Source organism: Streptomyces typhae, assembly GCF_009755605.1.
In the GTDB taxonomy this organism is placed as follows: domain Bacteria; phylum Actinomycetota; class Actinomycetes; order Streptomycetales; family Streptomycetaceae; genus Streptomyces; species Streptomyces typhae.
The window spans coordinates 383,045-405,214 of the sequence record NZ_WPNZ01000005.1 but is presented as its reverse complement, the minus strand read 5'-3'; the positions used below and the strand labels follow the sequence as shown (position 1 = coordinate 405,214).

Here is a 22,170-nt window from a genome sequence, read left to right as displayed (position 1 = left end):
GATATACGGGTGACAGGTCAATCTGCGCACCGACGTATTTTTTACGGGGGATACCATGAAAGGCTTCTCTGACCTCTTCGCGCCCTCATTTACGCCCTTGATCGCGCGTCGCCACAGATTCCACGGATCCGACACAGGCGGAACAGACCCGACCGTTTCGTGATGCCGCGCGCGCAGCCCGCCGTCGACGTCACTGTCGTCGGCGGAGGAATAGCGGGAAGCGCTCTGGCCGGCAAACTCGCCGCCCACGGTCTCGACGTTCTCGTCCTCGAAAAATCCCTGCTTTTCCGGGATCGTGTACGAGGCGAGACACTCATGCCCTGGGGCGTGGCCGAAGCCCGGCGACTGGGCCTGGAAGAGACGCTGCTGCGGGCCGGAGGAAGCTACGCCGGCGCGATGGTGGCCTGCGGCGACGGCGTGTCCTACGCCCAGGCCGGGGACACCGGCATCGACCTCTCCACCGCGATCCCTGGCATCCCCGGCCCCCTGAACGTCGGCCACCCCGACGCCTCGACGGCCCTCCTGGAGCACGCGGCCGCCTCCGGCGCGCACCTCGTCCGCGAAGCCCAGAACATCCGCGTTCATCCAGGTGAGCCGGGTGCGGTCACCTACGAGGCAGCCGGTGAGCGGCACCAAGTGCGGAGCCGGATGATCGTCGGCGCCGACGGCAGGCACTCCACGACCCGCCGCCAGGCCGGCATCTCCCTGACCACCTCCACACCGCGCACCTACTGCGCCGGACTGCTGCTCGGCGGACTGCCCTGGCCCACCGGGGAGAACGCCGCCGCGACCGAGGGCGACGCCCACTACCTCGCCTTCCCCCGGCGCTCCGGACTCGTCCGCACCTACGTCTTCTGGGCCGCGGCCCGCGGAAACCAGCTCCGTGGACCCGACGCGGTACAGCGCTATCTGGGATTGCTCAAGGAACTGCCGCTCCCCGCCGGATGCGACCCGCTGAGCGCGATCCCGAAAGGGCCCTGCGCCGTTCTCCCCATGAATGACTCCTGGATTGGTACAGGGGTCAACATTCCGGGACTCGTCCTCATAGGTGACGCGGCCGGATGGAGCGACCCTCTCATCGGCCAAGGACTTTCCATCGCCCTCAGGGACGCCCGCTCGGTCGCCGAGGCATTGACGGCGGACAGAAATTGGCCCCCGGACATTTTCCACCCCTATCACGCGGAGCGTTCGGAACGCATGAGGAGGCTCCGCATCAGCGCGCACATCGCCACCGAACTCCGCTGCACATTCAGCGACGAAGGACGCCGCAGGCGCCGCTCCTGGAATCGGACGGCACAGCGGGACGTGCGCTTGTCCGGCCCGCTGCTCGGCAATCTCGCCGGGCCGGAGACCGTCCCCGCCGAAGCCTTCGACGCGAGCAACATCGGGAGGATCATTGCGTTCGGCCACCGCTGACGGTGACACGGCTGTCGCACTCGTGGGCATCGGATGCCGCCTTCCCGGCGGCGTCCAAGGGCCCGCGGCCCTGTGGCGGCTGCTCGCCGGAGGCCAGGAGATACCGCACCACCGACTGACCGACCGACCGTCGCCGGGACACCTCGACCCCCGCGACCGGCTCATCGGGGACATCGACGCGTTCGACGCCCAGTTCTTCGGCATCGCACCGCGCGAGGCCACGACCATGGACCCGCAGCACCGGCTGCTGCTCGAAGTCGCCTGCGAGGCGCTGCAGGACGGCGGGCTGCACCTGACTCCCGCGGCGTCTGCGCCGTCGGGGCCGTCTGTGTTGTCCGGGCCGTCCGTGTCGTCCGGGCCGTCCGGGCCGTCCGGGCCGTCCGGGCCGTCTGCGTCGTACGGGCCGTCCATGCCGCCCGTGTCGCCCGTGTCGCCCGTGTCGCCCGTGTCGCCCGAAGAGCACACCACCGGCGTCTACATCGCCACCAGCAGCAACGACTACGCAGCCCTCGGACACCCCGCCGCGCGCCCCGACCTGCTCACGGTCGTCGGTGGCGCCCGTGCGTCCGCCGCCGCGCGGCTCAGTCATCATCTCCGGCGCTGCGGGCCAAGCGTCGTCCTGGACACCGACCGGTCCTCCGGCCTGACCGCGCTGCATCTCGCGCTGCACGGGCTGCGGAGCGGCGAGTGCGACCTGGCCCTGGCCGGGGCGGCCAACCTCGTTCTGGCCGAGGAGACCGGGGCCGCGTTCGGCGCCGCGGGGATGCTGGCCGCCGACGGCCGTTGCAAGTTCGGCTCGGCGGCAGCCGACGGTTTCGCCCGCTCGGAGGCGGTGGTCGTCGTCGCCCTGAAGCGGCTGGCGGACGCCCGTGCGGCAGGCGACCGGATCTACGCCGTCGTCGCGGGCAGCGCGCTCAACCACGACGCGTCCCGCAGCGGCGACTTCCTCGCCCCCAGCCACCACGCGCAACAAGCCGTCGTCCACCGTGCCTGTGCCGACGCGGGCATCACCGCCGACGAGCTGACCTACGTCGAGGCGCACGGCACGGGGACACCCGTGGGGGACCGGGTGGAGCTGACCGGCCTCGCCGCGCTCCCCCGCCGCGGCACCCCCCTCCTCGTCGGCTCGGTGAAGACCAACGTCGGGCACACCGAGGCGGCGGCCGGTCTGCTCGGCCTGGTCAAAGTGGCCCTGATGATCGAGCACCGGCAGCTCGTCCCCACCCTCCACAGCCACCCGCCCGCACCGCACGCGCAGAGCGAGGGCCTCGCGCTGTCCGAAGGCCACGCACCCTGGCCCGTGGGCGAGGGCGTCGTCGGCTACGCGGGGGTGAGCTCGTTCGGGCTCATGGGCGCCAACGGGCACGTCGTGCTGGCGCCGCCCGTGGGCCCGTACGCCGCCGCGGATCCGGGCGGAACGGACCCGGACGGAACGACCCTGGACGGAACAGCCCCGGACGGAACAGCCCCGGACAGAGTCGATCACGAGGGAACGGGTCGCGGCGGAACGAGTCGCGGTGCCTACGGAGCCCAGGACATGGCCGCTCCGGGGGACCCCGAGCCCTGGCCGGTGGCGCTGTCCGCCCGTACGCCGGAAGCGCTGCTCAAGCTGTGTGCCGACTATCGGCGGCTGTTGACCGCCGCCGAAGTGCCGCCCTCGCTCAGGGACATCGCCTGGACAGCAGGGGCCCGCCGGGACCATCACCCCTGCCGTCTGCTGCTGCTCGCCCACACTCACGAGGACCTCCTCGAAGCCCTCGACCGCGCCCTCGCCGGGGACCCGACCGGATCCCCGGACGCAGTCGGAGAGTCCGACACCACCGGCACCGCGGCGCGACTCGTACGCCGCTACGAAGCGGGGGAGGACATCGCCTGGAGCGACACGCTGCGCCCCGGCCGCACCGTACGCCTGCCCGCGCACCCCTGGACCCACGGCCGCTACTGGGCATCCGCCGCGACCGACCTGGCTGCTGTCACACCGGCCACGACTGCCGCGACGGCCACGAGTACCGCGGCTGGCACGGCCGACCGGTGCGACGCCGTGCGCTCCCATGCCGATCCGAAGGACGCCGTCCAGGCCGTTCAGACGGTCTACGCGGTCCAGGAGGTCCAAGCGGTCCAGGAGGTCCAGGAGGTCCAGGAGGTCCAGGAGGTCCAGGATGTGCGGAGCCACGTCGCCGGCGCTGTCGAACGCGTTCTCGGGTACGTGCCCGATGCCTCCCTGCCTCTGTCCGACGCGGGCATCGGATCCCTGACCGGACTGGAGCTGCGGCACGCCCTCATGGACAGCCTCGGCCTCGACCTGGCCCCCACGCTGATCTACGAGCACCCCACGATCGACGCCCTCTGTCACCACATCCGCGACCTACGGCGCGGCGCGCCGGGCCCGGAGCAGGGAGGCGACGACCTCGACGCGGTCCTCGGCTCGCTCACCGAGCGCTTCGGTCTGCACGAGGCAGCCCGCCTCCTCGACACCGAACTCACCACGTTGTTGGCCGCCCAGGCCGACGAGGAGAACGTCTGATACCCATGAGCGCAGAGCAGCTGACCCCCCTGACCGCGGAGAAACTCCCCCATCTCACCACCGAGCAGCGGGCGCGCCTCGCCGCGCGCATCCGCGCCAGGACGGAGCGACAACCGTCCGGGAAAGCCGATGAGCCGATCGCCATCGTCGGCATGGCCGCACAACTGCCCGGTGCCGCGAGCATCGGCGAGTTCTGGGACCTGTGGTGCGCGGGGTACTCCGGGGTCGGCACGCCACCGCCGGGCCGACACGGCGACCGGCGAGCGGGCTATCTGGAAGACGTGACCCGCTTCGACAGTGCCTCCTTCCGCATCTCGCCCCGCGAAGCGGAGAGCATGGACCCGCAGCAGCGGCTGCTCCTGGAGACCGTCCTGGACGCCCTGTACGACGCGGGCATGCCGCCCGAAGCCGTCGGCGGCACCGGAGTGGGCTCGTTCGTGGGCCTCATGCACGACGACTACGGCCGGATCGGCGCGGAGCGCGGACACATAGACGGGCGCTACGTAACAGGCAACAACTCCAGTCTCGCCGCGGGCCGTCTTGCCTATGTGTTCGACCTGCGGGGGCCTGCCGTCACGGTCAACACGGCGTGCTCCTCATCCCTGGTGGCGGTGCATCTGGCCCGGCAGAGCCTGCTCCTTGAGGAGTGCGACGTCGCTCTCGCCGGTGGCGGCAACCTGCTGCTGCACCCCGACAGCACACTGATGTACGAGCAGGCGGGGGCGCTCTCCCCGGGCGGCGAGTGCCGCACCTTCGACGCGTCCGCCGACGGCTACGTACGCGGTGAGGGCGTGGGGGTGGTCGTCCTGAAGCGGCTGTCCGACGCACTCGCCGCGAACGACACCATTCACGCGCTGATCCGTGCCACGGCCATCAATCAGGACGGGCGCAGCGTGGGGCTCACCGCGCCCAGTGCCAGGGCCCAGCAGCAGTTGCTGGCGGCCACGTTGGCCCGGAGCGGCCTGAGTGCGGACGACATCGGCTATCACCAGGCCCATGGGACCGGTACGGCCCTGGGTGACCCCCTTGAGGTGTCGGCTCTGATGCACGCGGTGACGGGCCGCCGGTCCGCCCGGCAGCACCTGGCCGTCACGTCCATCAAGACCAACATCGGACACCTCGAAGCAGCCGCAGGCATCGCAGGCCTCATCGCCACCACCCTGACCGTACGCGAAGGACTCATCCCCCCACACCGCAACCTCACCCACCCCAACCCCGCCACCGACTGGGACAACGCCCACATCACCATCCCCACCACCCCCACCCCCTGGATCACCACCCACACCCCCCGCCGCGCCACCCTCAGCTCCTTCGGCATCAGCGGCACCAACGCCCACACCATCATCGAACAAGCACCATCACCGGAAAGGGCACCCAAGCCCTCGGTTCCGCGCCCGCCCCGTGGGCCCAGGGAGCGCTACTGGTGGCCGGAACACTCCCAAGGATCAAAGAGCTCCCAGGTCTCCCAGAACTCCGAGGGCTCCGAGGGCTCCGAGGGCTCCAAGGGCTCCGGCGGTACCGCGCAGGCCTTCTCAGGCGCCGAGCAGACCTCCTCGCCCGTGGCACGCGCGCCCCGCAGTTACTTCCCGCACTGGCGCCCCCTCGCCCACCCGGCACGCGTACCCGCGCGCGGCCACTGGCTGTTGCTCGACGACAGCCGGGGCACGGCCGACGTGTTGCGCGAGCGCTTGGCGCGCGACGGCGTCCGCGTCACCGTCGTCGGACATCCCGACGGCGGGGACCCATGGCCCCTGGCGGAGGTACGGGACGCGCTTGCCGCCAAGGACGTCGACGAGGTCGTGTGCCTGGCGGACGAAGCGCTCCCCCAGCGGACTGATGCGCTGCCACAGCCGACTTCGGAGTGCGACGGCGACGCGGTGCTGAGCCAGGTGACCCGCCTGACCACGGCGGTGCTGGACGTCACCCGCGCCCTGGCCCGCTCGCTGCCCGCCGCACGGCTGACCCTCGTCACCCGGGGAGGCCAGGCGACGGAGCCCGGCCAACTCGTCGTACCGCAGCAGTCCGCCGTGTGGGGAATCGGCCGCGTCATCAGCAGTGAACACCCCGAGGTGCGCTGCCGCCGCATCGACCTCGACCCCACCGGCGACGCGGGGAACGACGAGGGCCCGGCCGCCATGCACGAGGGGGACCGACTCGTCGACGACATCGCGGCATCCTCGTCCGACGGGCCCCGCGGGCGCGGCGCCGAGGACGACACGGCTCTGCGTGCCGGGACACGTTACGGCCTACGCCTGAGCGACGAGGCACCGGACGCCGTGAACGATACGGTGAAGCGCACCGGCACCCGGCACGCGGAGAAATCCGAACACGCCGAGCGCTCCGAACACGCCGAGCGCTCCGAACACGCCGAGCACTCCAGGCATGCCGAGTATCCCGTGCACTCCGCGTACTCCGGGTACGTGCCGCGCGGCGACGGAACGTACGTGGTCACGGGCGGTGGCGGAGCTCTCGGGCTGCACTGCGCCCGGTGGCTGGTAGGGCACGGCGCCGGGCGTGTGCTCCTCGTCGGCCGCTCGCCCCGGCCGCCGGAGGCCACCGCACGCGCCCTCGCCGAGCTGACCGCTGGCGGCGCCGAGCTGTCGTACACGCAGGCGGACATCTCCCGCGTGGACGACTGCACGCGGCTCTTCGACGAGCTGACGGCCGACGGCGCTCCCCTGCGGGGCATCGTCCATGCGGCGGGCGTGCTCGACGACAGCCTGATCCTGCACGCCACCCGTGAACAGGCCGAGCGGGTGCTGCGACCCAAGGTGGCCGGCGGGTGGAATGTGCACCGGGCCGCGCTGAAGCAGCGTCACACACTCGACTTCGTCGTGTACTTCTCCTCCCAGGCTGTCCTCCTGGGGACCGTGGGCCAGAGCGCGTACGCGGCAGCCAACGCCTACCTCGACGGCCTCGCCCTGCACGGGCGCGCCCAGGGGCTGCCCGCCCTGAGTGTCGCCTGGGGGCCGTGGGCCGGCGGCGGCATGGCCGACCGGGCCCCGCGCTCGGCCGGCCGGCTGTGGGACGCCGCCGGGATCTCTCTCCTCGCGCCGACCGACGCCACGGCTGAACTGGCGCGCCTCATCGGCGGCGACGCGGCGACCGCGACATGCCTGGCCGTGGACTGGGAGCGGTACCGTCGCCACCTGGGTGGCCGCACACCGGCCCGCCTGCGCACGGCCGAGGAGCCGGAACACCGCTCCGCTCCGCACGCCGCAGACCGTTCCGTCCAAAAGACCGCCGAGCGGCCGGTCCGGGACACCGCCGACCAACCGGCCCGGGGCACCACCGCACGACCAGTCAAGGACACCACCGATCGACCGGCCCAGGACGCCGCCGAAGTGCTCGACCGCGTACTGCGTGACATCCTGCGCCTGCCCCCGGAGGCGTCCGTCGACCCCGGCCGTCCCTTCATGGACCTGGGACTGGACTCCAGCCTCGCGGTGGAGCTCCGCAATCGCCTCATGGCCGATCTGGACGTGCCGCTCAGCTCGACGGTGACCTTCGAGTTCCCGACCGTCGGGGAGTTGGCGGAGCACCTCAGGGACGGTGGTGACACAGCCGTCCGTGCGCAAGGCGCGCCGGCCTCCGCCGGGTCCGCGCCGGAGGCCGGCCGGCAGCCCGTGCGGGCTGCCGACGCCCCCGTGGAGCGGACCCCCTCGGTGGCCGCCCCGAGGGAGGAGGACGAGGACGTCGTCGCGATCGTCGGCATGGCGTGCCGGTTCCCGGGCGGTGCCGACGGCGTCGACGCGTACTGGCGGTTGCTGTGCGAGGGGCGCGACGCCATCACCGATGTCCCGGCCGACCGTTGGCGTACGGAGGACCTCGCGTCCGGCGACGGCGAGCCGCTCGCCGGGTCACTGCGCCGCGGCGGCTTCCTCACCGAGCCCGTGGACACCTTCGACGCCGCGTTCTTCGGCCTCAGCGACCATGAGACCGCCCGTCTCGACCCGCAGCAGCGGCTGCTCCTGGAGACGGCGTGGGAGTCCCTCGCGGACGCGGCGATCGCTCCCGACGGGCTCAAGGGCAGCCGCGGCGGCGTCTTCCTCTCCCTGTACTACAACGACTACGCGCGACTCGCCGAGCGGGCCGGCTCGCACGACGCCCACACCGGGCTCGGCAACCTCAACAGCCTGGCAGCGGGGCGGCTCTCCTACCTGCTCGGGCTGCGCGGGCCGAGCCTGGTCGTGGACACGGCGTGCTCCTCGTCCCTGGTGGCGGTGCACCTGGCACGGCAGAGCCTGCTGCAAGGGGAGAGCGACATCGCCTTCGCGGGCGGAGCCAGCCTCATGCTGACACCGGAGGCCTCGCTCTCCCTCGCGGGCATGCAGGCCGTCGCCGCCGACGGCCGGTGCAAGACCTTCGACGCGTCCGCCGACGGATTCGGCCGGGGCGAGGGGGTGGGGGTGGTCGTTTTGAAGCGGCTGTCCGACGCACTCGCCGCGAACGACACCATTCACGCACTCATCCGTTGCACGGCCATCAACCAGGACGGGCGCAGCGCGGGGCTCACCGCACCCAATGCCAGGGCCCAGCAGCAGTTGCTGGACGCCGCACTGACCCAGAGCGGCCTGAACGCCGACGACATCGGCTACCACCAGGCGCACGGAACCGGTACCGCCCTGGGCGATCCACTCGAACTCAGCGCCCTGACGCACGCGGTGACCGGCCGCCGGTCCGCCCGGCAGCACCTGGCCGTCACATCCATCAAGACCAACATCGGACACCTCGAAGCAGCCGCAGGCATCGCAGGCCTCATCGCCACCACCCTGACCGTACGCGAAGGACTCATCCCCCCACACCGCAACCTCACTCACCCCAATCCCGCCACCGACTGGGACAACGCCCACATCACCATCCCCACCACCCCCACCCCCTGGATCACCACCCACACACCCCGCCGCGCCACCCTCAGCTCCTTCGGCATCAGCGGCACCAACGCCCACACCATCATCGAACAAGCACCACCAGCACTCGACAGGCCGACCGCGGTCGCGGACTCCGGCGGCACCCATGCGCTGCTCCTGTCGGCCCGCAGCGCCGAAGCGCTCCGCGCCCTCGCGGACCGCTATCTCACCCATCTGCGGACGACCCGCGACACCCTGCCCGACATCGCCTGCACCAGCGCCGTCGGACGCACCCACCTGCCGCACCGGCTGGCGGTGCTGGCGGAGGACAAGGAGCAGGCGCGGGCCGCGCTCAGCAGTGCCGTACGCGGCGCACGCCATCCCCAGCTCGTCAGTGGCGGCCGGGCCTCCGGGGGGACGGCCCGCGTCGCCTTCCTGTTCACCGGCCAGGGGTCCCAGTACGCGGGCATGGGACGCGAGTTGTACACCCACTGGCCGACAGCGCGGGCAGCGCTCGACACCTGCGCCCGGACGCTCGATCCGCTCCTCCCCCACCCTCTGCTGTCCGTCCTCCTGGACCCCGAGCAGAGGCAGTTGCTGGACCGCACCCAGTACACGCAGCCGGCGCTCTTCGCCGTGCAGTTCGCGCTGGTGCGGCTCTGGGAGTCCTGGGGGGTGCGGCCGGACGTCGTCATCGGGCACAGCGTCGGGGAGTTCGCGGCGGCGCACACGGCCGGTGCGCTCGGTCTCGATGACGCCCTGAGGCTGCTGGCGCGGCGCGGGCGGCTCATGGGCGCTCTGCCGGAGGGCGGGGCGATGGCCTCCGTGTTCGCCTCCCCGGACACGGTCGCCGAAGCGCTGGACCGCACGGGGGTGCGGGCGCTGTCCGTCGCCGCCGACAACGGACCCTCCCACGTCGTGGTCTCGGGTCCGCACCCCGAGGTGGAGAAGCTCCTCGGGCATCTGCGCGAGCAGGGCGTCCGCACGGTGGCTCTGAACGTGTCCCACGCCTTCCACTCGGCTCTCCTCGATCCCATGCTCGACGACCTGTCGGCGGCGGCGCGCGCCGTCACCCCGCGCACCCCCGAGATCTCCCTCGTCTCCAACCTGACGGGCGAGATCGTCCGCGACGGCGCGGACCTCGACGGCGACTACTGGGCGCGGCACGCCCGCGGCACGGTCCGGTTCCGGGAAGGGGTGCGCCACCTCGCCGACGCGACGCATCTGGTCGAGATCGGACCGGCGCCGGTCCTGCTCCAGTTCGCCCGCGCGTGCCTGCCGGAAGCGCCGGTGGCGGGCTGGCTCCCTTCGCTCCACCCCAAGCATCCGGCTTCCCGGCAGTTGCTCTCCAGCGCCGCGGCGCTGCACGCCCACGGCGTCGACGTGGACTGGTCCGCCGTCCACCGGGAACGGCCGCGTACGAAGGTGTCGCTGCCCGGATACCCCTACGACCGCAGGCGCCACTGGATCGCGGAGGCGGGCGCGTCGGCCGCCGCACCCGGCAACGCGCCCGCGCCCGCGACCGCGACCGGTGACGACGCGCTCATCGGCACCGGCGGTCCGTCCCCGTTCACCGACCACGCGGCCTTCACCGTCGAGCACCGCACCACACAGCCGCCGCTGTTGGCCGCGCACCAGGTGTACGACCGCGTCGTGGTCCCCGGCGCGGTGCATCTCGCGCGGGCCCTCGCCGCGGGGGAGCGGCTGCTCGGGCCCGGTCCCGTCACGGTCGAGCAGGCCGGGTTCACCCGGGCGTTGACGCTGGCACCCGGTGAGACGCGGCGCACGGACACCGTCTGCACGCCCGCGCCGGAAGCGGCGTCCACCTGGAACGTGCGGGTGGCCAGCAGTGACGCCCGGGATGCCGCCGGGAGGCGGCCCATGGACGCGGACTGGACGCTGCATGCGCAGTGCCGACTGCGTGCGGGCACCGGGCCCGAGGAGCCCGGTCGGCGGAAGCCCGGCCACCCTGTCGAGCCCGGCCACCCTGTCGAGCCCGGCCACCCTGCCGAGCCCCGCCACCCTGCCGAGCCCCGCCACCCTGCTGAGCCCCGCCACCCTGCCGAGCCCGGCGGACAGGGCCCCGGGCTTGGTGAGCCCGGTCGACAGGAGAGCGGCCCTGCCGGGCCCGATCGGCAGAAACCCGCTCCTGCCGTGCCCGGTCCGCGGAAACCCGGCCCCATTGAGCGCGGCGCTCAGGAGCCCGGTCGTCCGGAAGAGATCCGGTCGCGGTGCCACGAGGTCGTCACCGAGGACGCCTTCTACGAGCGGTTCTCCCGGCACGCCCTCACCTACGGTCCGGACTTCCGCTGGATCGCGGAGGTCCGGCGCGGGCCGGGTGAGTCCCTCGCGCGTATTCGCGCCGACGGGCCGCACGACCACCTGGCCGACTACCGCTGCCATCCCGGTCTGCTGGACTCCCTGCTGCAGTTGCTCGTCTTCGCCCTGCCGCAGGCGTTCGCCGCGGCGCCCGACGGCCGCGCCACCGTGCCGGTCGCGGTGGAACGCGTGACGTCCTACGGCGTTCCCGGGGGAACGATGTGGGCGCACGCCGTCGCGCACGAGGACGCGGAGGACGACCCGCACACCGGGCGGGGTGACGTCGTCCTGTGGAGGGACGGCGTGGGCCCGGTGCTGCGCCTGGAGGGCGTCGTGCTGCGGCCCGCGCCGCGTGCCACCCTGCTCGGCGAAGGGCATGCCCCCTTCCTGGCCGAGCGCCCCTCGTCCGGCTTGTCGCCGACCGGCTCGCCGCCGTTGGGGACGTACCAGCTGGGCTTCCGCGCCCTCGACGAGGCCGCGCGGGAACTGTCCCCGCGCACGTGGCTGTTGGTGGGCGGCGAGCCGCACGTCGCAGGCCGCCTGGCCGGGGAGCTGCGCGAGCGCGGGCACACGTGCCTGACGCGGCCCGCTCTGCCGGAGTCCCTGCCCGCGGGACCCGTGGAAGTGGTGTGCCTGGATGCCGTGTCGTCGAACTCGGCGAGTGTCTCGGAGATACCGAACACAGTGGCGTCAGCAGCACAGGCCGGACTCCACACCGCCCTGCGGGCGGCCGTCGGAGCGTGCCGGCGACTGCTCGCCGACGGGGCGACCGGTGCGCGCCGTCTGACGTTCGTCACCCGGCGCGCCGTCGCCCGGCGGGACGGTGACACCGTCGATCCGCGGGGTGCCTCCCTGTGGGGGTACGCACGGGTGGTCGCGCAGGAGCACCGCGACCTGGGCGCGCGGCGGCTGGACATCGGCGACATTGAGGGCGACCTGGGGGCGCTGGCCGCGGAACTGGTGGCGGACCGCGCCGACGACGAGGTGGTCATCCGCGACGGCCGTGCCACCGCGACCCGGATCGACACCGTGGAGGACGCGCTCGACACACCGGAGCACAGGTCCCCGGACCTCCAGGATCTCCAGGGCCTCCAGGATCTCCAGGGCCTCTCGGGCCTTCAGGGCCTCTCGGGCTTTCAGGACCCCCCGGACGTCCCGGATGTCCCGGACATCCCCGTGAAAGCCGCCGGGACCTACCTGGTGACCGGCGCCTCCGGAGCGCTCGGCCGGCTGACCGTCCACCTGCTGCTTGCGCGCGGTGCGGGGCGGGTCGCCCTGGTGAGCCGCGGCGGCGCGAACGCCACGCCGCCCGGACCCGCCGAAGCCGACGACCGGGTGCGCGGCTACTCCTGCGACGTCGCCGACCCCGCACAGGTCGACGCGCTGATGGCCCGGCTCCGCACGGAAGGGCCCCCGCTGCGCGGGATCGTCCACGCCGCGGGCGTGCTCGACGACGCCCCGGTCACCCACCTCACCTGGGAGCGCTGCGCCAAGGTGCTCGCCGCCAAGGCCGACGGCGCCTGGAATCTGCACCTGGCCACCCGTGCGGACCCGCTGGAGTTCTTCGTCTGCTTCTCCTCCCTGGCCGCGCTCCTGGGCACGGCAGGCCAGGGCAACTACGCCGCGGCGAACGGCTTCCTCGACGGCCTCGCCCAGCTCCGCAGGTCACAGGGGCTGCCCGCGACCAGCGTCGGCTGGGGCCCATGGAACGTCGGCATGGCGGGCAGGCTGCACGGCCCCGCCCAGGAACGGCTGCGCCGCACCGGACTGCTCCCCCAGCACGCGCACGAGTCGCTGGCCGCCGCCGCCCGCCTGATCACCGGCGGCCCCGCTGCCGGCGCCGTCGCCCGCGTGGACTGGCACGCCGCCACCGGCACACTCCACCTGCCGCACGCCCGTGACCTCGCCTCAGCACCAACGGCACCATCACCATCACCGCCACCGCCACCGCCACCGATATCGGCATCGGCATCGGCATCGGCATCGGCATCGGCGAAAGCGGACACGGACACGGACGCGGAAGCGGCCCGAGCCTCATCCGGCACCAACCCCGCATCCATGCACGACGTCCTGCTCCAGCACCTCACCGACCTGCTCGGCACCTCCGCGGTCCCCGACGCACGGGACGGGACCCAGGGCGACCTCGCCCTGTCCGACCTGGGCGTGGACTCGCTCCTGGGCACGGAGCTGCGCGGCCGTCTCAGCGCCGCCCTCGGCGTCCCGCTGCCCGTCACCCTCATCTACGACCACCCCACCCTGCGGCGGCTCACGGACTATCTGTGCCGTGCGTCGGCGAAGGGCACGAACGACGGGACACAGCCATGACATCAGCGACCGGCCCCGGAACGGCGACGGCCGCGCCCGGTGAGGTATGGGAGGCGTTCGCCCGCGCGGTGGGCAAGGAGCACGTCTCCACCGCCCCCGACGAGATCGCCGCCTGCCTCGACAACACATTGGGCATCACCCGCGCGCTCGCCGGTGTCGTACGTCCCGGCTCCGTCGAGGAGGTACAGGACGTGGTCCGGGCGGCCAACGCCCACGGGCAGCCGCTGTACCCGGTCAGCCGGGGCATGAACGTGGGCAACGGCTCCCGGCTGCCCGCCGGGGACGGTCAGGTGCTCGTGGAGCTGGGCCGCCTCGCGCGCATCCGCTCCGTCGACACCGAGCACGGGTACGCGTACGTCGAGCCCGGCGTCACCCAGCTCGACCTGTCCGCCCACCTGAAGGACTCCGGTGCCCCCTTCTTCCCCGACGTGACCGGCGCCGCCACGGGGGCCAGCGTGCTGGGGAACGCCCTGGAGGGCGGCCTCGGCTACACCAGCCGGGGCCACCACCGCGAGACCCTGTCCGACCTGGAGGTCGTCCTCGGCGACGGCACCCTGCTGCGCACCGGTGTCTTCCCCGGCACCGGCCCCGACCTGAGCGGCCTGTTCGTCCAGTCCAACTTCGGCATCGTCACCTGCGCACGTGTCGAACTCGTCCCGCGGCCCGAGGCCTACGCCTCCTTCCGTGTGGAACTGGCGCGCGACCGGGACCTGGAGCAACTCATCGACGTACTCGTACGGTTACGGCTGCACGGGCAGCTGGACTGTCTGACGCACATCTCCAACCCGCTGCGCGCCATCGGCTCCGTCAAGTCCCGTGACACCACCGCCTACCGGCCCGCCGCGCCCTGGAGCGCGCACGGCGCCCTGTACGGCTCCCGCGCCCAGGTCGCCGCGCAGCGCCGCGGCATCCGCGGGGCCCTGCGCGGCATCGCCTCCGTGCGGTTCTTCACCGACGCCGGTCTCGCCCGCAGGCGGCGCGCGGCCCACACCCTGCACGGTCTCCAGCGCCTCCCGCTCCTCCCCCGCGCCGTGTCCGCGCGGGCGGGTGCGCTGCGCCAGCTCCTGGACAACCACCAGGACATCCACGACCTGATGCGGGGCACCCCGTCGGACGCCGCGTTCGACCACATCAGCCGGAGCCTGGGCTGGGAGCGGCTCGGCCTGATCTGGTACTCGCCCAGCATCGAGGCGCGCGGCGCACGGGTACGGGACGTGGTGCGCGTCGCGGAACCCGTCTACCGCGAGCACGGCTTCGCGTTCTCCGCCAGCTTCATCATGGCGACCACCGACCGCGCGGTGGGCGTGCTCGGCCTCACCTTCGACAAGCACGACCCGCGGGACGTCGCGCGCGCCCATGCGTGCTACGGCCACCTGGTGGCGGAGATGGAGGGAATCGACGTACTCCCCTACCGGAAGAACGTCCTGGACAGTCATCTGACGCGCTACCCGGACCCAGGCCGTGCGCGGGCGCTCGCCCGCCTGAAACGCGCGCTCGACCCCGGTGGCGTCATCGCGCCCCGGCGCTACGGCATCGCCGCCGACGCGGCAGACGCTGCCGCCGCCCGACGAGCAGACGCTGCCACCGAGCAGCAAGCAGACACTGCCGCCGCCCGACGAGCGGACGCTGCCGCCCATGAAGCAGACGCTACGGAATAGGAACCGGCCCTCATGAACCTCGCCGCCTCCGGCCATCCCACCGCACTGAGCCTCAAACGCGCCGCCTCGCCCGCCGAGCGCAGGCAGGCGATGGACTTCGTCCGCCGTGAATACCTGCGCGTCTACAACACCGAACCGGGCGAGCCCGGCACCCTGTGGTACGCCGCCGACGGCCCGGACGTCGTGGCCACCGTCGGCGTGGACCTCGGCACCGCGGACGTGCCGCCAGAGCTGCACCGCATGTACGGCTGCGACGCCGTCGAGGTCGCGCCCGGCTACGCGCCCGACCGCGCCGCCCAGATCACCCGCTGGGTCTCCACCGCGCCGTTCGCCGCCACCGCGGTCATGCACGCAGCGGCCGACTGGTGCCTGGAGCGCGGACGCCCCCACCTGCTGTTCGAGGCCAAGCCGGACATCGTCCGCCATCTGGAGGGCCTCGGCCCGCACCTGCGGCCGGTCACCGACGCGACGCTGCGGTTCGACCAGGTCCCGCTGCCCGACTTCGACTACTACATGAGCGATCCGCCGCCGCGCCTGTACCACCTGCACGCCACCACCCTCGTCGGCCATCTCCGCCCCGTCCTGGAGCAGTTGGCGGGAGGTGCGGGGCATGGCTGAGTCCCCGGTGTCCCTGCGCGAGCTGATGACCCCCGAGGCGGTCACCGATCCCTATCCGCTGTACGCGCGCCTGCACCGGCACGGCGACCCGGTGGTGACGGACGCCTCCGGGGCGCACGTCGTGAGCGGATACGCCGAGTGCCACGCCCTGTTGCGGGACGCCCGCTGCGGCAGCGACGAGACCCGCTCGACGATGTTCGAGGCCATGCGCAGCCGCGGGGACCTCGACGACAAGGACGCCGCGCTCCTGGCGAAGGCGCCGTTCATGCTCCTGGACCCGCCCGAGCACACCCGGTTGCGCAGGCTCGCCCACACCTGTCTGATCCCGGCCTTCGACGGGCTGCCCGAACGCATCGCCCGCATCGTGGCGGAGCTGCTCGACACCGCCGCCGCACAGGAGTCACTCGATGTCGTCGGTGACTACGCCTTCCCGCTGCCCGTACGGATCATCTGCGAGCTGCTCGCGCTGCCGCAGGCGGACTTCCCGCGCCTGGGGCGCTGGTCGGGTGCCCTCGCCCGCAACATGGACCAGGCGTTCAACCTGGACGAGGAGGCGCGCAGGGACGGACGCGAGGCGCGCGGTGCGATCCTCGACTACTTCCACCGGCTCATTCCCGAGCGCCGCGCCCGCCCCGGCGACGACGTCGTGTCGCAGCTCGTCGCCCTCGCGGACCAGGGGGCGGCCGACACCGACGAAGTCGCCGCCGTCTGCTCCCTGCTGCTCGTCGCCGGCCACGAGACGACCGTCAACCTGATCGCCAACGGCGTGCTCGCGCTGACGTCCGACCCGCAGCTGCGCGAGACGGTCGCCGCCGCCCCGGAGGCTGCCAAGGCCCTGGTGGAGGAGGTGCTGCGGTTCGACCCGCCGCTGCACTTCCGCACCCGTGTCGCCCTCGCCGACATCGAGGTGGCCGGACATGTCGTCCCCCGCGGCGCCACGCTGGTCCTGCTGCTCGCCGCGGCCAACCGCGACCCGCGCCGCTTCGACGAACCCGATGTCTTCCGGCTCGACCGGCGCGCCAACCGCCATCTCGGCTTCGGCATCGGCCCGCACGCCTGCCTCGGTGCGGCGCTGGCCCGAGTGGAGGGCGAGTCGGCCCTGGGGGCGTTCGCGCGGCGCGTGCGGAACCCGCAGCGACCGGCCGGGCCCCTGACGTACCGCCCCGGCCTGGCGATGCGGGGACTCGCCGAGCTGCCGATCCACCACGGCGGTATCACCGCTGCCTGACAGCCCCCTCGACCCTTCAGTCCGATCAAGCCCCCTCACACGGAGGAACACCATGACGAACGGCGTCACCACCACCGGCACGACCACAACCACGAGCACGCCCGTGACCACGGCCACGACAGCGCCGGGCGCCACCCCGGCAACGAGCACGGGCACGGGCACGGGCACGATGACGGAGGACCAACTGGGTCTGATCATGCAGGGCCACGTCGCCTTCCAGGCGCTGTGGGCGGCCCACGAACTGGGCGTGTTCCCGCATCTGTCCGCGCACCCGGACGCCACGGCCGACGAGGTGGCCAAGGAGACCGGGCTCCCCGCCTCCTCCCTGGAGGTCCTGCTCGGCGCGCTGCGCGGCCTGGGTCTGGTCGAGGAGCACGACGGCCGGCTGCGCAACGCCCCGCTCGCCGAGGAACACCTCGTACCGGGCAGGCCCGGCTCCTACACGCCGATGCTGGGCTGGCAGCGGCACATCGTCTATCCAGGCCTGAGCGACTTCACGGCGTCGCTGCGCGAAGGCACCAGCGTCGGCCTGCGCAACTTCCCCGGCCCCGGGGACACGCTCTACCACCGTCTCGCGGTGCACCCGGAGTTGCGCGGCGTCTTCCACGAGGCGATGAGCGGTCTGTCCGCGCTGGCCAACCAGGGCCTGAGCGCCAGCGGCGCACTGGGCGGGAGCCGGCATGTGGTGGACGTCGGCGGTGGGGACGGCACCAACGCCATCGCGCTGGCGAGCGCGCACCCCGGGCTCAGGGTGACGGTGTTCGACCTGCCCAGCGTGACGGAGCTGGCCCGGCAGAACATCGAACGCGCCGGTCTCACCGACCGCGTGGGGGTGCACAGCGGCGACATGTTCACCGACACGTTCCCCGACGGCGTGGACGCGGTGCTGTTCTCGCACATACTGAACATCTTCGACCCGCCGGTCAGCGTGACGCTGCTGCGCAAGGCGTACGACACGCTGCCGCCGGGCGGCAAGGTCGCCGTCCTGAACATGATGCAGAACGACACCAAGGACGGCCCGGCCACCACCATGCTGGCGGCGCCGTACTTCCTGGCCGTGGCCTCCGGCCAGGGCCGCCTGTACAGCTGGTCCGAGTACGAGTCCTGGATCCGCGAGGCGGGATTCAGCGGTTACGAGCGCTTCGGCGACCTGCCGTTCTTCCACGGCCTGCACGTGGGGACGCGCTGAGTACGGTGGCGTGGCTGCCCGAGGACCGTGAGGACCAGGACGAACATGACGAACACGACGACCTCGACGACCTCGACGACCGGGATGGGAGAACAACGATGACCATCGCGTGGCACACCCTGACGCCGTCGCAACTGGCGGAACAGGAGGCCCGGTTGCTGACCCTCGACGACCTCCAGGAGCGCTGGGGGGTGTCGTCCCACGAAGTGCACTGGCTGATCATGCTGCGGGGTCTGCCCACCGTCCTCTTCGACGGGACGTGGCGGTTCGTGCCGGAGGACGTGACGGCCTGGGCCGCGGACAACGGCGGCGTGCCGGTCCTGCGGGCGTCCATCCGGGAGGCCCGCGAGCGGTGGCGGCGCGCCCGGGAGGACCTCGACGCCCGCGGCACCCACCCCGCGCTCCGGGAGAAGGCCGGCTCCGCCGAGTGACGCCGAAGAAGCCCGGACCGGCGGCGGCGACCTCGCGGGAGGACGGAACGACGGGTCGGCGCCGCCGGTTCACGCGTCTCCTCGCCGCCACGGCGGTGTCCCGGTTCGGGGACGGCCTGCATCTGACCGCGCTGCCGCTGCTCACCGCGACGGTGACGCCGGACCCCACCGCGTTCGCGGGCGTCACCGTGGCGCAGACGCTGCCGTGGCTCCTGGTGTCGCTTCCGGCGGGCGCCCTGGTCGACCGGCTCGACCGGGGCCGCGTCATCGCGGTGACCAACGGCGTCCAGGCCGCGTTGGCCGCCGCCCTTGCCGTCACCGTCCTCTCGGGTGGCATCGGCCTGCCTGTCCTGTACGCCGTGGCCTTCGCCCTGGGCTGCTGCCAGACGCTCACGGAGAGCGCGGCCGCCGCGCTCGTGCCCCAACTCGTCCCCGCCACCGCTCTCGCCACCGCCAACGGACGGCTCACCGGCGCGGACATCATCGCCGGTCAGCTGCTTGCCGTACCGCTGGCGGGCGTTCTGTTCGGTGCCGTGCACGCGCTGCCGTTCCTGGTGGACGCCGCGACCTTCGCCGCCGCGGGACTGCTGCTCACGGGCCTCGGTGCCGGTCGCGCCCGGCACCCCGACAGCGAGCCCCTCGCCTCCGTCACCAAAGACATCGCAGTCGGTGTGCGCTGGCTCGCCGCCGACCCCGGGTGCCGGTCGCTGGCCCTGGTGGGGGCGCTCATCAACACGGTGCTCACGGGATGCTTCGCCACCTTCGCCCTCTTCGCCCTGCGGCTCCTGGACGTCGGCGACGCCGGGTACGGACTGCTGATGGGCGCCGTCTCCGTCGGCGGGGTGGTGGCGGGCCTCCTCACCGGGACCGCCTGGCGCCGCGGCAGCCCCCGGTTGCTGCTCCTGCTGTCCCTGTGGGTTCCGGCGGTGGCGTGCCTGGCCATCGGCCTGACGAGCAGTCCGCTGCTGGCAGCCGCGATGCTGGCCCTCATCGGGTTCGGCGGCACCGTATGGACCGTCGTCACCATCACCCTGCGCCAAGCCGTCATTCCCGCGCACCTCCAGGGCCGGGTGATGAGCGTCTTCCGCCTGACATCGGCGGGAACCGCCCCCCTGGGCGCGGTACTCGGCGCACTCCTGGTCGACTCCTCCGGCCTGCGCGCCCCCTGGCTCGTCGGCGCGGGCGCCCTGGTGCTGGCCCCGCTCCTCGCGGGCCCGGCGCTGCGCGCGGTCCCCGAGGAGGCCTCGGCGCCCTGACGGCCGATGCCGTCGAGCACCGTCACGGCTCCCGTCCGCCGGTGCGGCCTACGGGGTGAAGGTCGCCGGGTTCTTGGCGGGCCAGGGGTTCACGTCGCCGTCGGAGTTGGCGACACCTCCGATGTACATGCGCCGGAACGCCGGGTAGGCCGTCGCCACGTCGTCGATCCGCTCGGCGGGCACGGCCGTGACCTTGAAGGGCTTGCCGTGGTCGTCGACGACCAACTGCTGCTCACCGTCCTGAGTGATCAGCTTCAGGCGGTAGGTGTACGTGCAGTAGTGCCGGTCGGTGGTGGCAAGGATGTCGAGAACCACCTGCTCCTTCTCGGCCAGGGAGATGGTGCGCCCGGGGAAGTAGGGCTTCCTCTCGTCGATGTCCCCACGCCCGTCGCGGACGTAGGGCACGGGCCGGGCCTCGTCCAGGTCCACGCCCATACGCAGGCTCGTGTCGTTGCCGGCGGGCGGCGAATACATCAGCGTGCCGGTGAGGGGGTCCGTGCAGTGGGCGTCGACCTCCATGTCCGTGATGCGCACCGGCTCCGGCCGCAGCCCCTGCACGACCACCTGTACGTTCGATTCGTGGGGGTCCACACCGCCGCGCGCCCTGGTTGCCGGTGCGGAAGATGCTGGTGGACACGGTGCGGGCACCCGGCGGGTTCTCCTCGTCCGTCAGACGTGCGACCTCGGCCCAGACGAAGGGAGTGGCCGCCAGCAGGACACCCACCGTGAGCGGGCCGATCAGGGGCTCGCGCCACCGCGCCCACCATCCGGAGCCCGGCCCGGGTGCCGGCTCCGGTACCACCGGCGGCACCGCAGGAGGGTGCGGTGGGCGTGGCGGTGGCGGGGGTGTCGTGGGGACCGGGGGTGGTTCGGTAGCAGTCATGGGAGCCCCTGCGGGGAAGTACGGCGATGGTCGAGGGTCGTCGAGGGTGGATGTCAGCGGCGGACGGCACCGGCCCGTGCGGTACGGGCCGGCGCCGCGCGAACTCGCGGCGCCCATCGGCGTCGTGCGCTGCGGCGCACCGGCTTTGCGGGTGTCCGCGAGCACGGGGGAGAGAAGTGGCCGGGACGCCGGTTCTCCCACCCGGCGGACACACAGAGTAGGCGTACGGACGCACCGTGTCCCCAAGATGGGGATATTTACTCGGCGCAGGATCGCTGCCCCGTGGGTATCCACTCGGAGCAGGACCGCCGCCCCGGCGATATCCACTCGGAGCAGGACCGCTGCCCCACCGATCGGGGCCCTTGCCCCGCCGCGGAAGCGTTCAATGCCACCGGAAGAGCGACCACCGGCCCAGGCGTCCCGGAGAACTCCACCGGCCGCTCCTGGCCGACGGGTCGCGGCAGACGCTCCGAGTGCCCGGCGGGCAGCATGATCCACTCCGAGCAGGCATGATGAAGCCTGCCCCGCGGCCCAGGGGCGCTCGTCGACACGGAGACCGCATGGGAGGCGCCTGCCATCGGTCCCTTGCGCCGACACTCGACTCCAGAGGACGCTGAAGGACGGAAGCACGCCGGCACCGGCAGCCGACCGGACGCCGACCACCCGTCCGAGAACGCTCCCCGCACGGACAGCGGACGTACGCGACGACCCATCGCGCCACTCCCGACACGCCCCACCACCCACGGAAAGGGATGGCCGGATGCCGGACACCCCCCTCGCGCCCGCCCATGCCGACAGCGTGCCGCGCGGGAGGCACCTCACGGTGCAGCAAGCCGACGACCACGTCGTGATCATGTGCCTGTCCGGCGTCCTCGACGGCCACAGCGTTCCGGCGCTGACGAGAGATCTCAAGAAGCAGCTTCAGGAGGCCGTGCACACCGGTCGGCGCCTCGTCCTCGACCTGACGGGCCTGCGCCTGATGAGCACGGCCGCCCTGCGCGTCCTGGACACCCACACGCGCCACCTCGAGGACGAACCCGTCCTGATCGTGGCCGCCGTGCCGATGGTCCGCGAGGTCTTCGCCCTCGCCCCCCTGCCGGGCTTGTGCGTGCACACCACCCTCGATGCCGCCCTCGCGACCGTGGCCGCGCTGTCCGTCCCCGGCGCCGCGCCGGAGGGCCCGCAGTTCGAAGGCGTGGCCGTCGCGGAGCGGCCGGAGATCCTGCGCTCCCGCCAACTGCGACGGCAGAGCGCACGGCTGCGCGACAGAAGCATCGCCTTCCGGCGCGCCCAGGACGAGGCCAAGAACGAGGCACTCCAGCTCCAGCACGCGTCACGGCAGCGCACGCCGGGCGAGGACGGGTCCACCGCTCCGTCGTGAGCCGGCAGCCGTGCACCCGCGACGGCGGAGAGCGCGCCTTCCTGGCGGGTCGTAGTCGGCCTCGACGAACGCTCGGCGCACCACGACGGGAC

The 22,170-nt window shown here is 72.8% G+C and carries 11 protein-coding genes; 10 read left to right on the top strand and 1 reads right to left on the bottom strand.

What is annotated here, in order from left to right; translation table 11 throughout:
• Nucleotides 1-162: 162 nt before the first annotated feature.
• The 9 genes from GPA10_RS12030 to GPA10_RS11990 are packed head-to-tail and all read left to right on the top strand — an operon-like array spanning nt 163 to nt 19,814.
• Nucleotides 163-1,416 carry an FAD-dependent oxidoreductase gene (locus GPA10_RS12030; protein WP_157165479.1) on the top strand — a complete coding sequence of 418 codons (1,254 nt, stop codon included), beginning with the start codon at nt 163-165 and terminating at the stop codon, nt 1,414-1,416.
• Nucleotides 1,397-3,940, top strand: a complete 2,544-nt coding sequence (locus tag GPA10_RS12025; RefSeq protein WP_157165478.1) for a beta-ketoacyl synthase N-terminal-like domain-containing protein — start codon at nt 1,397-1,399, stop codon at nt 3,938-3,940. Before GPA10_RS12030 ends, GPA10_RS12025 begins: the two co-directional genes overlap by 20 nt.
• Nucleotides 3,941-3,945: 5 nt before the next feature.
• The gene (locus GPA10_RS12020) at nt 3,946-13,434 is read left to right on the top strand and encodes a type I polyketide synthase (RefSeq protein WP_157165477.1); all 9,489 of its coding nucleotides are present in this window, start codon (nt 3,946-3,948) and stop codon (nt 13,432-13,434) included.
• Nucleotides 13,431-15,092, top strand: coding sequence for an FAD-binding oxidoreductase (locus GPA10_RS12015; RefSeq protein WP_157165476.1), 1,662 nt, complete (start codon nt 13,431-13,433; stop codon nt 15,090-15,092). The genes GPA10_RS12020 and GPA10_RS12015 overlap by 4 nt, the downstream gene beginning before the upstream one ends.
• 12 nt (nt 15,093-15,104) lie before the next feature.
• Nucleotides 15,105-15,710 (top strand): hypothetical protein, encoded by a 606-nt coding sequence (locus GPA10_RS12010; protein ID WP_157165475.1) that lies wholly within the window; start codon nt 15,105-15,107, stop codon nt 15,708-15,710.
• The gene (locus GPA10_RS12005) at nt 15,703-16,938 is read left to right on the top strand and encodes a cytochrome P450 (RefSeq protein WP_058850726.1); all 1,236 of its coding nucleotides are present in this window, start codon (nt 15,703-15,705) and stop codon (nt 16,936-16,938) included. The genes GPA10_RS12010 and GPA10_RS12005 overlap by 8 nt, the downstream gene beginning before the upstream one ends.
• Before the next feature lie 52 nt (nt 16,939-16,990).
• Complete coding sequence (locus GPA10_RS12000; RefSeq protein ID WP_157165474.1) at nt 16,991-18,127, top strand: methyltransferase; 1,137 nt, start codon at nt 16,991-16,993, stop codon at nt 18,125-18,127.
• Nucleotides 18,128-18,132: 5 nt separating this feature from the next.
• The gene (locus GPA10_RS11995) at nt 18,133-18,558 is read left to right on the top strand and encodes a hypothetical protein (protein ID WP_157165473.1); all 426 of its coding nucleotides are present in this window, start codon (nt 18,133-18,135) and stop codon (nt 18,556-18,558) included.
• The gene (locus tag GPA10_RS11990) at nt 18,555-19,814 is read left to right on the top strand and encodes an MFS transporter (RefSeq protein WP_157165472.1); all 1,260 of its coding nucleotides are present in this window, start codon (nt 18,555-18,557) and stop codon (nt 19,812-19,814) included. The genes GPA10_RS11995 and GPA10_RS11990 overlap by 4 nt, the downstream gene beginning before the upstream one ends.
• 48 nt (nt 19,815-19,862) lie before the next feature.
• Here GPA10_RS11990 and GPA10_RS11985 read toward each other — a convergent pair whose 3' ends face one another.
• On the bottom strand, nt 19,863-20,405 hold the full coding sequence (locus GPA10_RS11985; protein ID WP_157165471.1) for a hypothetical protein: 543 nt from the start codon (nt 20,403-20,405) through the stop codon (nt 19,863-19,865).
• 1,052 nt (nt 20,406-21,457) lie between these two features.
• On the opposite strand from GPA10_RS11985, the gene GPA10_RS11980 reads away from it, so the two are divergent.
• A complete protein-coding gene (locus GPA10_RS11980) occupies nt 21,458-22,078 on the top strand; it encodes an STAS domain-containing protein (protein ID WP_157165470.1) in 621 nt (206 codons plus the stop codon).
• Nucleotides 22,079-22,170 lie beyond the last annotated feature (92 nt).

Bases quoted from the DNA above. Each gene is read 5' to 3' on its own strand.
- GPA10_RS12010 (WP_157165475.1), top strand. From the start codon at position 15,105: ATGAACCTCGCCGCCTCCGGCCATCCCACCGCACTGAGCCTCAAACGC.
- GPA10_RS11980 (WP_157165470.1), top strand. From the start codon at position 21,458: ATGCCGGACACCCCCCTCGCGCCCGCCCATGCCGACAGCGTGCCGCGC.
- GPA10_RS12030 (WP_157165479.1), top strand. From the start codon at position 163: ATGCCGCGCGCGCAGCCCGCCGTCGACGTCACTGTCGTCGGCGGAGGA.
- GPA10_RS12015 (WP_157165476.1), top strand. From the start codon at position 13,431: ATGACATCAGCGACCGGCCCCGGAACGGCGACGGCCGCGCCCGGTGAG.
- GPA10_RS12020 (WP_157165477.1), top strand. From the start codon at position 3,946: ATGAGCGCAGAGCAGCTGACCCCCCTGACCGCGGAGAAACTCCCCCAT.
- GPA10_RS12005 (WP_058850726.1), top strand. From the start codon at position 15,703: ATGGCTGAGTCCCCGGTGTCCCTGCGCGAGCTGATGACCCCCGAGGCG.
- GPA10_RS12000 (WP_157165474.1), top strand. From the start codon at position 16,991: ATGACGAACGGCGTCACCACCACCGGCACGACCACAACCACGAGCACG.